Genomic DNA, 14689 nt, shown 5'->3' with positions numbered 1-14689 from the left:
CGCGCCCAGCCCCCACCGGGCCCGCGCGGTTCCCCACCACCGCATCACACCGGATACTTCCGCTCCACCCACTTCCACAGAAGCTCCAGCACAGCCGACCCCACCACGGCCACGCCGACGGCAGTCCACGGCATCACCACCCCCACCAGCTTCAACGCGAAGAAGCTCTGCAGCGCCGGCACCGCCAGCACGAACACGAACGCCACGCCCATCGACGCCACCAGGGCCACCCGCCACCAGTTGTACGGCCGCGCGACGATCGCCAGGACCCACATCGAGATCAGGAAGAGCGTGAGCGTCGCCGCACTGGTCTCCGCCTCCAACGTCCCCGTACCCGTGTAGTAGTGACGGGCGATCAGATACGTCACGAAGGTCGCGGCACCGGCCACCACCCCGCCCGGGATCGAGTACCGCATCACGCGCCGCACGAAGTGCGGTTGGGCGCGCTCCGTGTTCGGGGCGAGGGCGAGGAAGAACGCCGGGATACCGATCGTGAGCGTCGACAGCAGGGTCAAGTGCCTCGGCAGGAAGGGGTATTCCACCTGCCAGCAGACCACCAGCACCGCCAGCAGCACCGAGTAGACCGTCTTGACCAGGAACAGCGTGGCCACCCGGGTGATGTTGCCGATCACCCGGCGCCCCTCGGCCACCACCGAAGGCAGCGTGGCGAAGCTGTTGTTGAGCAGCACGATCTGGGCGACCGCCCGGGTGGCCTCGGAACCCGAGCCCATCGAGACACCGATGTCGGCGTCCTTGAGGGCGAGCACGTCGTTCACGCCGTCCCCGGTCATCGCGACCGTGTGCCCGCGCGACTGCAACGCCCCCACCATGTCCCGCTTCTGCTGCGGGGTGACCCGCCCGAAGACCGTGCCCTCGTCGAGGGCCTCGGCCATCGCATCCGGCTCCGTGGGCAGCCGGCGCGCGTCCACCGCCGTACCGCTGAGGCCGAGCTTCGCGGCCACGGCACCGACCGACACCGCGTTGTCCCCGGAGATGACCTTCGCCCGGACCTCCTGGTCGGCGAAGTAGCGAAGCGTGTCGGCGGCGTCGGGGCGCAGCCGCTGCTCCAGGACCACCAGGGCGGTGGGTCCCGCGCCCTGCACCACCTTCGGGTCGTCGAGGTCCCGGGTGGCGCGGGCGAGGAGCAGCACCCGCAGTCCTTCCTCGTTGAGGCGTACGGTTTCGGCCAACGCCGGGTCGTCGGCGCCGAGCAGCACGTCCGGCGCCCCCAGCAGCCAGGTACTCAGCTCCCCGTCGCCCTCGCTGAAGGTCGCCCCGCTGTACTTGCGGGCGGAGGAGAAGGGCAGTGACTCCACGCACCGCCAGTCCTCGCTGTCGGGGTAGGCGTCGATGATCGCCTGGAGGGAGGCGTTGGGGCGCGGGTCGGACTCACCGAGCGAGCCCAGCACCTTGCGTACGTACGTCTCGTCGAACCCGTTGAGCGTCCGCAGCTCGGTGACGTCCATGCCGCCCTCGGTGAGCGTGCCGGTCTTGTCGAGGCAGACGGTGTCGATACGGGCGAGGCCCTCGATCGCGGGGAGTTCCTGGACCAGGCACTGCTGGCGGCCCAGCCGGATCACGCCGATCGCGAAGGCGACGGAGGTGAGCAGGACCAGGCCCTCGGGGACCATCGGGACGATGCCGCCGACCGTGCGGGCGACGGCGTCCTTGAAGTCGTCGTTCTTGACGACCAGCTGGGTGGCCACCAGGCCGATCGCGGCCGGGACCATCATCCAGGTCACGTACTTGAGGATGGTCGAGATGCCGGTGCGCAGTTCGGAGTGGACGAGCGTGAAGCGGGAGGCCTCCTCGGCGAGCTGCGCCGCGTAGGCCTCCCGGCCCACCTTGGTCGCGGCGAACGCGCCACCGCCGGCCACCACGAAGGAGCCCGACATCACCTGGTCGCCGCGGCGTTTGACGACCGGGTCGGCCTCACCGGTGAGCAGCGACTCGTCGATCTCCAGGCCGTCGGCCTCGGCACACACCCCGTCCACGACGATCTTGTCGCCGGGGCCTATCTCTATGAGGTCGCCGAGCACGATCTCGCTCGTGCTCACTTCGACGGCGGCCCCGTCCCGGCGCACGGTCGGCCGCGCCTCGCCGATCACCGCGAGCGAGTCCAGGGTCTGCTTCGCCCGCCACTCCTGCACGATGCCGATGCCCGTGTTGGCGAGGATCACGAACCCGAACAGGCTGTCCTGGATCGGCGCCACGAACAGCATGATCAGCCACAGCACGCCGATGATCGCGTTGAACCGGGTGAAGACGTTCGCGTGCACGATCTCGCCGAGCGAGCGGCTGCTGCGCAGCGGTACGTCGTTCACCTGGCCGCGCGCGATGCGCTGTGCGACCTCGGCCGATGTCAGGCCGGTCGTCCGGATCGGTGCCGGCAGCGGTACCGGATGCACAGGGTCGAGCTCCGCGCCCGCGTCGATGTGCGTCATGCATTCGACGGTACGTGCGGATTTGCGCGTTCACCTGCTGGGTGGGCGAAAGATCCGACCTGGGGAGGAGCAAGGTCGTGCCGTGGTTGTACGGGTCCGGCGCCGTGGGGGGCTGAGCGCGCCCACGCGGCGGAGCCGCATATCGGACACAGCCCCGCGCCCCTAAAGGGGCGCTTGCAGTGCCGCCCGCTTGATCGCCGCGTCCCGCTTCTTCACGTACCAGATGCCGATCAGGCCCAGGCCGCCGCCCGCCAGGCAGGTCCACAGCCACCAGGTGTGGCCGTGGTCGCAGAACCAGCTGTAGAAGGGGAGCTGGACCAGGAAGAGGGCGAACCAGACGATCGTGCCGCCGATGATCGTCGGCACCACGGGCCCCTCCAGGGGTTCCGGTGCCTCGTGCTTGGGGGTCCACTTCGCCATGGCGCTCAGCTTACGCACCTCAGGTGTCTACGCGCGGAGATAGCGATCTAGAACTCATACGTTCATACTGAAACCGTTTGTGTCTGGCCACTTCTGCTCGTAGGAACCTCCAATGTCGACCCCGGCTTCCACCAAGGCCCCCGCTCCCGAACAGCCGGGTGCGACTCCCGCGTACGGCGCTCTCGACCGTTACTTCAAGATCTCCGAGCGGGGCAGCACCCTGGCCCGCGAGGTGCGCGGCGGATTCGCCACGTTCTTCGCGATGGCGTACATCATCGTGCTGAACCCGATCATCCTCGGCAGCGCGAAGGACATGTACGGCCACCAGCTCGACCACGGTCAGCTGGTCACGGCCACCGTCATCACCGCCGCCTTCACGACGCTGCTCATGGGCGTCATCGGCAACGTCCCGATCGCGCTCGCCGCCGGTCTCGGCGTGAACTCCGTCGTCGCGCTCCAGCTGGCGCCCCGGATGTCCTGGCCGGACGCCATGGGCATGGTGGTCCTGGCCGGCTTCATCGTGATGCTGCTGGTCGCCAGCGGGCTGCGCGAGCGCGTGATGAACGCCGTGCCCTACAGCCTGCGCAAGGCGATCTCGATCGGTATCGGCCTGTTCATCATGCTGATCGGTCTGGTGGACTCCGGCTTCGTCACCCGTATCCCGGACGTCGCCCAGACCACCGTCCCGCTCCAGCTCGGCGCCGACGGCCACCTCAACGGCTGGCCGGTCCTGGTCTTCGTCCTCGGCACGCTGCTCACCCTCGCGCTGATCGTCCGCAAGGTCTCCGGCGCGATCCTGATCTCGATCGTCGCGATGACCGTGCTCGCGCTGATCATCAACGCGGTCGCCCATGTGACGAACTGGGGCCTGACCGTCCCGAAGTGGCCCGGCAACCCCGTCGCCACCCCGGACTTCGGCCTGCTCGGCAAGGTCAGCCTCTTCGGCGGCTTCGACAAGGTCGGCCTGCTGACCGGCATCCTCTTCGTCTTCACCGTGCTGCTGTCCTGCTTCTTCGACGCCATGGGCACGATCATGGGCGTCAGCGACGAGGCCAAGCTGACCGACGCCCAGGGCTATATGCCGGGCATCAACAAGGTCCTCTTCATCGACGGTGTCGCGGTGGCCGCCGGCGGTGCCAGCTCCTCCTCGGCCACCACCTGCTTCGTCGAGTCGACGGCCGGCGTCGGCGAGGGCGCGCGCACCGGCTTCGCCAACGTCGTCACCGGTGGGCTCTTCGCCGTCGCGCTGTTCCTCACCCCCGTCGCCACGATGGTCCCGTCCCAGGCGGCCACCCCCGCGCTGATCGCGGTCGGCTTCCTGATCCTGGCCGGTTCGGTCAAGGAGATCGACTGGGCGGACTACACCCTGGCGGTCCCGGCCTTCGTGACCATGGTGATGATGCCGTTCACCTACTCGATCACGAACGGCATCGGCATGGGCTTCATCACCTTCGTGCTGCTGCGACTGGCGGCGGGCCGGGCCAAGGAGATCCCGGCCGCGATGTACGTCGTCTCGGCGGTGTTCGCGTTCTACTACCTGATGCCGGCCCTCGGCCTCACGTGATCCCCGGGGGTCGCCTGCCCCTGGAGGTCAGGTGACCCCGTAGAACCTCTCCGTCTCCTCGACGGCGGCCGAGAACCGCTCGTCGAAGTCGTCTCGAATGAGCGTCCGGACCACATAGTCCTGGACGCTCATTCCTCTTCTGGCCGCGTGATGCCGGAGCCGGTCGAGCAGCTCCTTGTCCATCCGCAGGCTGAGCACACTGGTCCCCATGCCTACGAGGGCGCCACATCCGCGCGCCCGGCGCGTCACTTTCCGGACTTGTCTCACTCGTACGGGTGATGTTCAGGTTCAGTGGCCGAGGTCACGGGCATACGGCGTGTCCCGGGTGGTCTTTAGTTAGGGTAATGAGTTACTCTAAAGAACATGCCGGACCTTACCCATGGCGACGACGCAGCCGCCGTGAACGACCTCCGCTCCGCCGTGATGCGACTCTCGCGACGGCTCAAGCACCAGCGGGTCGACGAGTCACTGAGCCCCACCGAGATGTCGGTGCTGGGCACCCTTTCCCGCTGCGGCCAGGCCACCCCCGGTGAGCTTGCCCGCAAGGAGCACGTCCAGCCGCCCTCGATGACCCGCATCGTGGCCCTGCTGGAGGCCAAGGGGCTGGTCCGTCTGGAGCCGCATCCCGAGGACCGCCGCCAGAAGGTCGTCAGCAGAACCGAGCAGGCCGAGGCGATGCTCGAGGAGAGCCGCCGCAAGCGCAACGCGTTCCTGGCCGGCCTGGTCGACGGCCTCGACGAGGACGAGTGGGCGAAACTCCGCGCCGCCGCCCCCGTGCTGGAGAAGCTCGCACATCTGTAAGACGCTCTACCGAGGAGGCGAACCCACTTTGAGTACGGGATCCGGAGTACCTTCCGCCCCCGCACCGACCGCCCCTACTACCCCCACACCCCGCAAGTCCTCGATGTTCAGCTCGCTGCGGGTCAGGAACTACCGCCTGTTCTTCGCGGGCCAGGTCGTCTCGAACATCGGCACCTGGATGCAGCGCATCGCCCAGGACTGGCTGGTCCTCGGCCTCACCGGCTCCGCGACCGCCGTCGGCGTCACCACCGCCCTGCAGTTCCTGCCGATGCTGCTCTTCGGCCTCTACGGCGGAGTCCTGGTCGACCGGCTGAACAAGCGACGCGCCCTCCTCGTCACCCAGACCTCGATGGCCCTCACCGGCATCGCGCTCGCGCTGCTGACCCTCTCCGGCCATGTCCAGGTCTGGCACGTCTACCTCGCCGCCTTCGCCGTCGGCCTCGCCACGGTCGTCGACAACCCGGCCCGCCAGTCCTTCGTCTCCGAGATGGTCGGCCCGGACCAGCTGCAGAACGCGGTCAGCCTGAACTCCGCGAACTTCCAGTCCGCCCGCCTGGTCGGCCCGGCCGTCGCCGGTCTGATGATCACCGGTGTGGGCACCGGCTGGGCGTTCCTCTTCAACGGCCTGTCCTTCGTCGCCCCGATCGTCGGCCTGCTGCTGATGCGCGCACGTGACCTGCACGTCGTCGAGCGCGCGCCGCGAGGCAAGGGCCAGCTGCGGGAGGGCCTGCACTACGTCGCCGGCCGCCCCGACCTCATCTGGACGATCGTCCTGATCGGGTTCGTCGGCACCTTCGGCTTCAACTTCCCGGTCTACCTCTCCGCCTTCGCCGACGACGTCTTCCACGCCGGCGCCGGTTCCTACAGTGCCTTCAACACGCTGATGGCGGTCGGCTCCCTGGTCGGCGCCCTGCTCGCGGCCAGACGCGGCACGGCCAGGATGCGGGTGATGATCGCGGCCGCGGTGGCCTTCGGCGCCCTTGAGGTGGTGGCCGCCACGGCCCCGTCGCTGTGGCTGTTCGCCCTGCTCATGGTGCCGATCGGCATGTTCGGCATGACCGTCAACGTCACCGGCAACACCACCGTCCAGATGGGCACCGATCCCGCCATGCGCGGCCGGGTGATGTCCCTCTACATGATGGTGTTCATGGGCGGCTCGCCGATCGGCGCGCCCATCGCCGGCTGGATCACGGACGCGTACGGCGTCCGGGCGGGCCTGGCCGTCGGCGGTGCGATCGCCGCGTCCGCCGCGATCGGCATCGGCCTGGTCCTCGCCCGCGTCGGCGACCTGCGCGTGTCGGTGGCCTGGAACCACGGCCACCCGCGGGTGCGGTTCGTGCCGCGCGAGCAGGAGCAGCTGGCCACGGTGGCGTGACCCGCGTGTTGATCACGGGTGTGATGGAAGTCGCATGAGATGACTTCTCCCGTTATGTCCCATGTCCTGCACAGGGCCTTTACGGGAAACAGGAGCATCCGCATGGCATCCACGGCGTCCACGGCATCTACGGCGTCCAAGGCACCCAAGGCAACACCGGTATCGACCCCGGGACCCCGGCCCCGCGCACGGCGGCTGGCCGCGGTCGTGCTGGCTCTGGGCACGGTCGGCGCGCTCGCCGGCGCGGCGCCGCCCGGGATCGCAGACGCACCGCGCAAGGGCGATCACGGCTTCCTGGAGCGCGACCTCGTCTCCGACCTTCCGGGCCGGGCGGAACTGCAGGACCAGAACCTCGTGAACCCCTGGGGTCTGGTCAGCACGCCGAGAGGCGCGATCAGGGTCTCGAACAACGGATCCAACACGTCCACGGTGTACGCGGGCGCGCGGGTCGGGCGGCCGGTCAGAGTCCTCGCGCCCGTCGTGCAACTGCCCGACACCGCCGACCCGACCGGCATCGTGCGCAACGACAGCGACGCCTTCCGTTACACCGCCAACAACCGGTCCGGCCCCGCGCGGTACATCTTCGCGGGGGAGAACGGCGGCCTCTTCGCCTTCAACCCGGACGTGGACCCGACGAACGCCGCCCAGGTCGTGCAGGAGGACGACGCCGTCTTCAAGGGCCTGACGCTGGTGGAGTGCGACAAGAAGGGCACGGACTGCCGCAAGGGCGGCGAGCGGCGGTCGCGCATCCTCGTGGCGAACTTCCGCGACGCGCGCATCGACGCCTTCGACGCCGACTTCAACCAGCTGAACCTGCCCGCCGACGCGTTCCGCGACCCGCGTCTCCCGGCCGGCTACGCACCCTTCGACGTCAAGAAGTTCGGCGAGCGCGTCTTCGTGACCTACGCCCTGCAGGACGCGGCCAAGCACGACGACGTCCCCGGCGCGGGCCACGGCTTCATCGACGTGTTCACCACCAGGGGCAGGCTCCTCGGGCGCTTCGCGAGCCGGGGCGTGCTCAACTCGCCCTGGGGCCTGGAGACCGCGCCCAGAGGGTTCGGGAAGTTCGCGGGTGACCTGCTCGTCGGCAACTTCGGCGACGGCCGTATCAACGCCTTCGACCTGCGGACCGGCAGGTTCGAGGGGACCCTCCGGGACCGCAACGGGCAGCCGATCGAGATCGACGGCCTGTGGGGCTTGCAGCGCGGCACTCCGCTGTCCGGCGGCAAGGACAGCGTCTGGTTCTCCGCGGGCATCGAGGACGAGGCGCACGGGCTGCTCGGCACCCTGCGCGCCGAGCCCTGAGGCGGCCGCCGCGGTTACACTCGGCGGCCACGGCGGGCGATTCCGGCCTTCCGTCACCGCACCCCGGGTGCTCGCCGGGCGGTCACACCCGCCGGGCGAGCACCTGCCCCGGCCAGTCGTCCAGGGCGGTGTAGGTGTCGGTGCGGCTGAAGCCGTTGCTCTCGTAGTAGCGGACCAGTCTGCCGTCGGCGCCCGCGTAGCAGTCCACCCGCAGCAGCGAGACCCCGGCCCGCGCGGTCTCCTCGGCCGCGTGCACCAGCAGGGCGCTGCCGACTCCGTGCCCCTTGAACCGGCGGTCGGAGGCGAGCCAGTGGATGTACCGCTCGGGCTCACCGGGCGCCGGCACATGGGCCAGATAGGCGCCGGGCCCGTCGGTGAGGGTCAGCGTGGCGGCCGGTACCCCGTCGGCCTCGGCGATGTAGGTCACACCCTCGTCCATGGCCCGGACGACCGACTCCACCGTCTTCTCGCGCTGCGACAGCGGCTCGGTCCCCCACTGCCCGGTCCGCCCCTGCCCCACCAGCCATTCCACGCAGCTGTCGAGCATGCCGAGGATCGCGGGTATGTCGTCGGGCCCGCCTTCTCTGATGGTGATCCGCATCTCCCCATGATGACAGGGTGGTCGGCATGAGACTCTTCGCAGCCGTGCTGCCCCCGCCGGAGGTGGTCGCCGAACTCGCCGTCGAGGTAGACCGGTTGAAGAAGCTGCCCGGCGCCGGGGCGCTGCGCTGGACCGGCCGCCCCGGCTGGCACTTCACGCTCGCGTTCTACGGCGAGGTCGAGGAGGCCGTCGTACCGGACCTGTCGGACCGGCTGGCCCGCGCGGCCCACCGCACCGCCCCCTTCCCGCTGGCCGTCGTGGGCGGCGGGCAGTTCGGCCACGGCCGGGCCCTGTGGGCGGGCGCCGACGGAGACCTGGAGACCCTGCGCCTGCTGGCCGACCGCGCGGAGGCGGCGGCACGGAAGGCGGGGGTGCCGATGGGGGAGCACCGCCGCTACAAGGCCCACCTGACGGTGGCCCGCAGCCGGGACGCGGTGCGGGTACGGCCGTACGTCGAGCTGCTCGCCGAGTTCGCGAGCCGGACCTGGACGGTGGGGGAGCTGGCGCTGGTGCGCAGCAATCTCCCGACGTCGGGGGTGCCGGGGGAGCAGCCGCGGTACGAGGTGGTCGCCCGCTGGGGGCTGGGGGGAGCCGGTTAGGCTCGTTGCCGTGGACCCGAAGACCCGGAACCGGATCATGGCCGGTGCGCTCGTGCTGTTGTTCGTCGTCGTCGCGGTGGCGTCGGCGATGAGGTGAGGGCTGGGGAGCTGCGGCCGGCCGGTTCGCGGCTGCGGGCCGGTGGGGGGCTGGGCGCGCCCACGCGGCGGTAACCGCATATCGACCCAGCCCCGTGCCCCTGACGGGGCGCTGCCCTTGACGTCAGCCTTACCAGGCGAAGGCCTCCGGGGACGGCCCCGGGCCCGGGAAGATCTCGTCCAGGCCGGCCAGGAGCTCCTCGCCGAGTTCGAGCTCCACCGCCCGCAGCGCCGACTCCAGCTGCTCGCCGGTCCGCGGGCCGACGATCGGGCCGGTCACACCCGGCCGGGTGAGCAGCCAGGCCAGGGCCGCCTCACCGGGCTCCACCCCGTGCTTGTCCAGCAGGTCCTCGTAGGCCTGGATCTGGGCGCGGATGGTGGTGTTGGCGAGGGAGTCGGCGGCCCGTCCGCCGGCCCGGCGCCCGCCCTCGACCTCCTTCTTGATCACGCCGCCCAGCAGTCCGCCGTGCAGCGGCGACCAGGGGATGACGCCGAGGCCGTAGTCCTGGGCGGCCGGGATGACCTCCATCTCGGCGCGCCGCTCGGCGAGGTTGTAGAGGCACTGCTCACTGACGAGCCCGATGGTCCCGCCGCGCCGGGCGGCGATCTCGTTGGCCTGGGCGATCTTGTAGCCGGGGAAGTTCGAGGACCCGGCGTAGAGGATCTTCCCCTGCTGCACCAGCACGTCGATGGCCTGCCAGATCTCCTCGAAGGGAGTCCGCCGGTCGATGTGGTGGAACTGGTAGACGTCGATGTAGTCGGTCTGTAGCCGCTTCAGGCTGGCGTCGACGGCCCGTCGGATGTTGAGGGCGGACAGTTTGTCGTGGTTGGGCCAGGAGTCGCCGTCGCCGGCCATGTTGCCGTACACCTTGGTCGCGAGCACGACCTTGTCGCGGTGCGCGGGGCTCTTGGCGAACCAGGTGCCGATGATCTCCTCGGTCCGCCCCTTGTTCTCACCCCACCCGTACACATTGGCGGTGTCGAAGAAGTTGATGCCGGCGTCCAGCGCCGCGTCCATGATCGCGTGACTGTCGGCCTCGTCGGTCTGGGGGCCGAAGTTCATGGTGCCGAGGACGAGTCGGCTGACCTTGAGTCCGGTGCGTCCGAGCTGCGTGTACTTCATGGTCACCCACCCAACGGCGTGGAGTGCGCTCTAGGCAAGCACCGCGTCAGCCGTCCTGCCAACGGAACCCGACGACCGGGCCGCCCTTCGGCGCCTGAGGCATTGGGTGACGGCAGCCCCCGGGCGGTCAGTCGCGGGGGAACTCGTCGGTCTTGAGGGTGAGGCCGAGGTCCGTGACGGTGAGGTCGACATCGCCGCCGAAGGTGACCGTCGTCTCCGTGATGTAGTCGCCGTCCTTGGGCTGGGTGTACAGGTGGCACTTGCCCTGGTAGGGGTCGGCGATGAGGTAGACGGGGACTTCGGCGACGGCGTAGGCGGTCTTTTTGGGGCCGTAGTCATTGGCCGCGGTGCCTTTCGAGATGACCTCGGCCACGAATGCGACGTCTCGGCAGTTCCAGAGGCCCTTCTCGTCCTTCTGTGCGGCCTCGGTCACGAGGGTCACGTCGGTGGCGAAGCCGTTGAGGTGCCCTGGATAGTCGATGCGGACATCGGACTTCACGCGCTTGCGCGGGTACTTGGTGCGCAGTTGCTCGTAGATGTCGGCGATGATCTCCCAGTGCGTGTCCCGCTGCGGCGACATGAAGATGGCCCCCTCGACGATCTCGACCTTGTAGCCCTCGGGGGTCGTCCGCTCAAGCGACTCGAACAGGCTGTCCAGAGTCAGCTCGCCGCTGTCGTCGGCCATCTCGATCCTGTCTTCAAGGACGGTCATCGTGGCGCTCCTCCCCGGCTGCCCAGGTCGGGTGCGGCCGCGCGGTTCAACGATACGCACGGTGACCGGGCAACGGCGGAAATCGGTCAATCCGTTCCGGCCTCGTACTCCTGTCCGACCCCCCACCCCTGCCACATCGCCTTCGCGAACGCCTCCGCTATCCGGTGCTCGCCGCTCGCGTTCGGATGCGTGCCGTCGTAGGTGTCGGTGTGGATGTCGTACGACTCCGGCGGTGACGCGAGCAGGAGAGGGGACCGGGGTTCGTCCAGGTCGGCCACGGCTTTCGCCAACAGGTCGTTGAAGAGCGCCACTTGTTCGGCGAACGGCTCGTCCGACGTGGCCCGGACGTTAGGGATCACCGGCAGCACGACCATGCGGACACGCGGCCTGGTCTCCCGCGCCGCCGCGACGAAGGACCGTACGTTCGCCGCCGTCTGCTCCGCGTTCGTGTAGAAGCCCAGGTCGATCAGGCCGAGGGAGACCAGCAGGACATCGGCGCGACAGGACCGCACCGCCTCCCCGATCAGCGGGGCCATGTGCAGCCAGCCCTCGCCCCAGCCGGCCAGGTGCGCGCGGGGGAAGTCGGGATCGGCGTAGGCGTACGACGTGGGCGCGTCGGCGAGCTTGTCGTACAGCGCCTCGCGCGGGCCGACCAGCGTGAACGGGCCGCCGTACGTCGCGCACAGGTGCTGCCACATGCGGTACCGCCATGTGTGTTCACCCGTGCTGCCGATCGTCATCGAGTCCCCGACGGGCATGAACCTGAGCATCCGCTCATGATGGACGATCAGGGGGAGGGGCGGGGTGTGAGTACCGCCACGTCCCCCGTCATGAAACACAGGGCGGGATGGCAGGCTTGGGCCCATGCGCCGACGATCACTCGCTCTTCTCGCCGGGCTCCTGCTCACGGGTGCCCTCGCCTCCGCACCCGCCGCCTCCGCCACGGACGGCACCGGCGACGAGGGGTTCACCATCAAGGATCCGCGCATCACCGAGTCCAGTGGTCTCGCTGCCTCCCACCTCCATCCTGGCATCTACTGGACGCACAACGACAGCGGTGACGGCCCGTACATCTACGCCGTCGACAGCGCGACCGGGAAGACGGTCGCGAAGGTCACGCTCACCGGCGTCGGCACACCCCGTGACGTCGAGGCCATCTCGATAGGGCCCGACAACCAGATCTACGTCGGTGACATCGGCGACAACTTCGACGGCCGGTGGCCGTACGAGTGGATCTACAAGCTGCCCGAGCCCAAGAAGCTAGTCGACCAGACCGTCCGCGCCACGCAGTACGTCGTCAAGTACGCCAACGGCCCCCGTAACGCCGAGTCGCTCATCGTCCATCCCAAGACCGGGCGCGTGTACATCATCGACAAGAAGGAGGACGGCGGGCATCTCTACGAGGGCCCGGCCACCCTTTCCTCCTCCGGCGCCAACATCTTCAAGCCCATCGCCACCGTCGACCTCTGGGCCACCGACGCCGCCTTCTCGCCCGACGGCAAGCAACTCGTCGTACGCGGCTACTTCGGCGGCATCTACTACGACTGGAACGGCGGCGAGATCAAGCGGGAGGGGCGGCTCGACGTGCCGCTGCAGAAGCAGGGCGAGTCGGTGAGCTACTCCACCGACGGAACCAGGCTGATGTACGGCAGCGAGGGGTCCGACAGCCCCGTGCAGGCCGAGGACGTTCCCGGCGGAAGCGGTAAGTCTGCTTCCAGCAGCGGGAGTTCGGCCTCCGGTGGGGGCAGCGGCAGTCCCGTGACCGGCGGGGTCAAGACCGGCGCGATCGCCGTCGGCGTCGTCGTGCTCGCGCTCTTCGGGCTCCGGCGACTGCGGCGCACCCCTGCGCGCCGTCACTGATCCGGACGGGGAACGGGTCGCCGTACGTCTTGACGTGATGATGGTGCGTCAGTTTCCTGGGAGGTACGCGGCGCATGGGAGCGCTCCCATCGGTTCCGGGGCCGCGCCCCCTCCCGAGAGGAACATGCCATGTTCCGCTTACGCAGCCTGCGAAGAGCGCTGTGTGCTGCCGCCGCCGCGCTCCTCCTGCCCCTGGTGTCGCTCGCCGGCGCGGACTCCGCGCACGCGACGACGACCGCTGTCGGGGCCCCCACCAGGGCCACCACCGCGGCCACCACCGCCGGCGCCGCCGTCGAGGCGAACGCCGGGGCCGGCTACTGGCACACCAGCGGCCGGCAGATCCTGGACGCGGCCGGGCAGCCGGTCCGGATCGCCGGGATCAACTGGTTCGGCTTCGAGACCGCCAACTACGTGGTGCACGGCCTCTGGTCGCGCGACTACAAGAGCATGATCGACCAGATGAGGTCGCTGGGCTACAACACCATCCGGCTGCCCTACAGCGACGACATCCTCAAGAGCACGACCGTCCCCAACAGCATCGACTTCAGCAACGGCAAGAACGCCGATCTGCAGGGGCTGAATTCACTGGGCGTGCTCGACCGGATCGTGGCGTACGCCGGCCAGGACGGCCTCAGGGTCATCCTCGACCGGCACCGCCCGGACGCCGGCGGCCAGTCGGCGCTCTGGTACACGTCGGCGGTCCCCGAGTCGACGTGGATCGCCGACCTGAAGGCGCTGGCGGCGCGTTACGCGTCCGATCCGACCGTCATCGGCATCGACCTCCACAACGAGCCGCACGATCCGGCCTGTTGGGGCTGCGGGGACGCCTCCCTCGACTGGCGGCTGGCCGCCGAGCGCGCCGGGAACGCCGTCCTGTCCGTCAATCCCGACCTGCTGATCTTCGTCGAGGGCGTGCAGACGTACAACGGCGTCTCGGGCTGGTGGGGCGGCAACCTGATGGGCGTCGCCCAGTACCCGGTGCAGCTGTCCGTGGCGAACCGGGTGGTGTACTCGGCCCACGACTACGCCACGAGCGTGGCCCAGCAGAGCTGGTTCAGCGATCCGACGTTCCCGGACAACATGCCGGGGGTGTGGGACAGGTACTGGGGCTACATCTTCAAGCAGAATCTCGCGCCCGTGTGGGTCGGCGAGTTCGGTACGACGCTCGCCTCGACCGTGGACCAGAAGTGGCTCGCGGCGCTGGTGAGTTACCTGCGTCCGACCGCGACCTACGGCGCCGACTCCTTCCAGTGGACCTTCTGGTCCTGGAACCCCAACTCCGGTGACACGGGCGGGATCCTGAAGGACGACTGGGTGACCGTGGACACGGTGAAGGACGGGTATCTGGCCAGCGTCAAGGCGCCGTTGTTCCCGAGCAGCGGGGGCGGCGGGAGCGGCGGGGGCGGAAGCGGCGGCGGGGGTACGTCCGCCGCCTGCTCGGCCTCCTACGCCGTGAGCAGCGACTGGGGGAGCGGCTTCAACGCCGACGTGACGGTCACCAACACCGGTACGACCGCGATCGGTTCATGGACGGTGACCTGGATCTGGAGCGGCTCGCAACAGGTGACGAACATGTGGAACGCGTCGTACACCCAGAGCGGACAGACGGTGACGGCGGTGAACGCCTCGCACAACGGGGCTGTCGCGGTGGGCGGTTCGGCGAGCTTCGGGTTCGGGGGCGCGCCGGGCGGCGGGGGTGTGCCGAGTGTGAGCTGTACGGCGACATGAGGTGACGTGATGTCAAAGAAGGGCGCCCGGTGCCTTGTCCGTGCACCGGGCGCCCTTCACC

Annotated in this window: 14 protein-coding genes; 7 read left to right on the top strand and 7 right to left on the bottom strand. The window is 69.4% G+C overall.

The annotated features are described in order from the left end of the window. Positions 1 to 44: 44 nt before the first annotated feature. Both AB0D85_RS25655 and AB0D85_RS25650 read right to left on the bottom strand, forming a co-directional pair. Entirely contained in the window at positions 45 to 2444 is a 2400-nt protein-coding gene (locus tag AB0D85_RS25655; RefSeq protein WP_362324443.1) for an HAD-IC family P-type ATPase, read from the bottom strand. A 162-nt stretch (positions 2445 to 2606) separates the two neighbouring features. After that, positions 2607 to 2864, bottom strand: coding sequence for a DUF2530 domain-containing protein (locus tag AB0D85_RS25650; RefSeq protein ID WP_362324440.1), 258 nt, complete (start codon positions 2862 to 2864; stop codon positions 2607 to 2609). Between the two features lie 112 nt (positions 2865 to 2976). Between AB0D85_RS25650 and AB0D85_RS25645 the strand changes: the two genes are divergently transcribed. Then, entirely contained in the window at positions 2977 to 4428 is a 1452-nt protein-coding gene (locus AB0D85_RS25645; protein ID WP_362324437.1) for an NCS2 family permease, read from the top strand. A gap of 27 nt (positions 4429 to 4455) precedes the next feature. Here the strand turns inward: AB0D85_RS25645 and AB0D85_RS25640 are convergent, their stop codons facing one another. After that, on the bottom strand, positions 4456 to 4638 hold the full coding sequence (locus tag AB0D85_RS25640; RefSeq protein WP_362324434.1) for a ribbon-helix-helix protein, CopG family: 183 nt from the start codon (positions 4636 to 4638) through the stop codon (positions 4456 to 4458). Positions 4639 to 4791: 153 nt separating this feature from the next. Between AB0D85_RS25640 and AB0D85_RS25635 the strand changes: the two genes are divergently transcribed. The 3 genes from AB0D85_RS25635 (at position 4792) to AB0D85_RS25625 (ending at position 7909) form a co-directional block, all read left to right on the top strand. Next, entirely contained in the window at positions 4792 to 5229 is a 438-nt protein-coding gene (locus AB0D85_RS25635; RefSeq protein ID WP_362324431.1) for a MarR family transcriptional regulator, read from the top strand. A gap of 28 nt (positions 5230 to 5257) precedes the next feature. Then, on the top strand, positions 5258 to 6604 hold the full coding sequence (locus tag AB0D85_RS25630) for an MFS transporter (RefSeq protein ID WP_362324428.1): 1347 nt from the start codon (positions 5258 to 5260) through the stop codon (positions 6602 to 6604). Between the two features lie 102 nt (positions 6605 to 6706). After that, a complete protein-coding gene (locus AB0D85_RS25625) occupies positions 6707 to 7909 on the top strand; it encodes a TIGR03118 family protein (protein WP_362324425.1) in 1203 nt (400 codons plus the stop codon). 82 nt (positions 7910 to 7991) lie between these two features. Here AB0D85_RS25625 and AB0D85_RS25620 read toward each other — a convergent pair whose 3' ends face one another. After that, complete coding sequence (locus tag AB0D85_RS25620; protein WP_362324422.1) at positions 7992 to 8510, bottom strand: GNAT family N-acetyltransferase; 519 nt, start codon at positions 8508 to 8510, stop codon at positions 7992 to 7994. Positions 8511 to 8536: 26 nt separating this feature from the next. On the opposite strand from AB0D85_RS25620, the gene thpR reads away from it, so the two are divergent. After that, complete coding sequence (gene thpR, locus AB0D85_RS25615; RefSeq protein ID WP_362324419.1) at positions 8537 to 9109, top strand: RNA 2',3'-cyclic phosphodiesterase; 573 nt, start codon at positions 8537 to 8539, stop codon at positions 9107 to 9109. Positions 9110 to 9335: 226 nt separating this feature from the next. Here thpR and AB0D85_RS25610 read toward each other — a convergent pair whose 3' ends face one another. From AB0D85_RS25610 to AB0D85_RS25600, 3 genes are all read right to left on the bottom strand, one after another. Further along, complete coding sequence (locus tag AB0D85_RS25610; protein ID WP_362324416.1) at positions 9336 to 10328, bottom strand: aldo/keto reductase; 993 nt, start codon at positions 10326 to 10328, stop codon at positions 9336 to 9338. Between the two features lie 127 nt (positions 10329 to 10455). Beyond that, on the bottom strand, positions 10456 to 11040 hold the full coding sequence (locus AB0D85_RS25605; protein ID WP_362324413.1) for a Uma2 family endonuclease: 585 nt from the start codon (positions 11038 to 11040) through the stop codon (positions 10456 to 10458). Between the two features lie 86 nt (positions 11041 to 11126). After that, positions 11127 to 11810, bottom strand: a complete 684-nt coding sequence (locus AB0D85_RS25600; RefSeq protein ID WP_362324410.1) for an SGNH/GDSL hydrolase family protein — start codon at positions 11808 to 11810, stop codon at positions 11127 to 11129. Between the two features lie 94 nt (positions 11811 to 11904). Here AB0D85_RS25600 and AB0D85_RS25595 point away from each other — a divergent pair, with 94 nt between their 5' ends. Continuing rightward, a complete protein-coding gene (locus AB0D85_RS25595; RefSeq protein WP_362324407.1) occupies positions 11905 to 12900 on the top strand; it encodes a WD40 repeat domain-containing protein in 996 nt (331 codons plus the stop codon). 129 nt (positions 12901 to 13029) lie between these two features. Beyond that, positions 13030 to 14628 carry a cellulase family glycosylhydrolase gene (locus AB0D85_RS25590; protein ID WP_362324404.1) on the top strand — a complete coding sequence of 533 codons (1599 nt, stop codon included), beginning with the start codon at positions 13030 to 13032 and terminating at the stop codon, positions 14626 to 14628. The last annotated feature ends 61 nt before the right edge of the window (positions 14629 to 14689 follow it).

The organism is Streptomyces sp. NPDC048277 (assembly GCF_040652235.1).
GTDB lineage: Bacteria > Actinomycetota > Actinomycetes > Streptomycetales > Streptomycetaceae > Streptomyces.
This window is presented reverse-complemented; position numbering and strand designations above follow the sequence as displayed.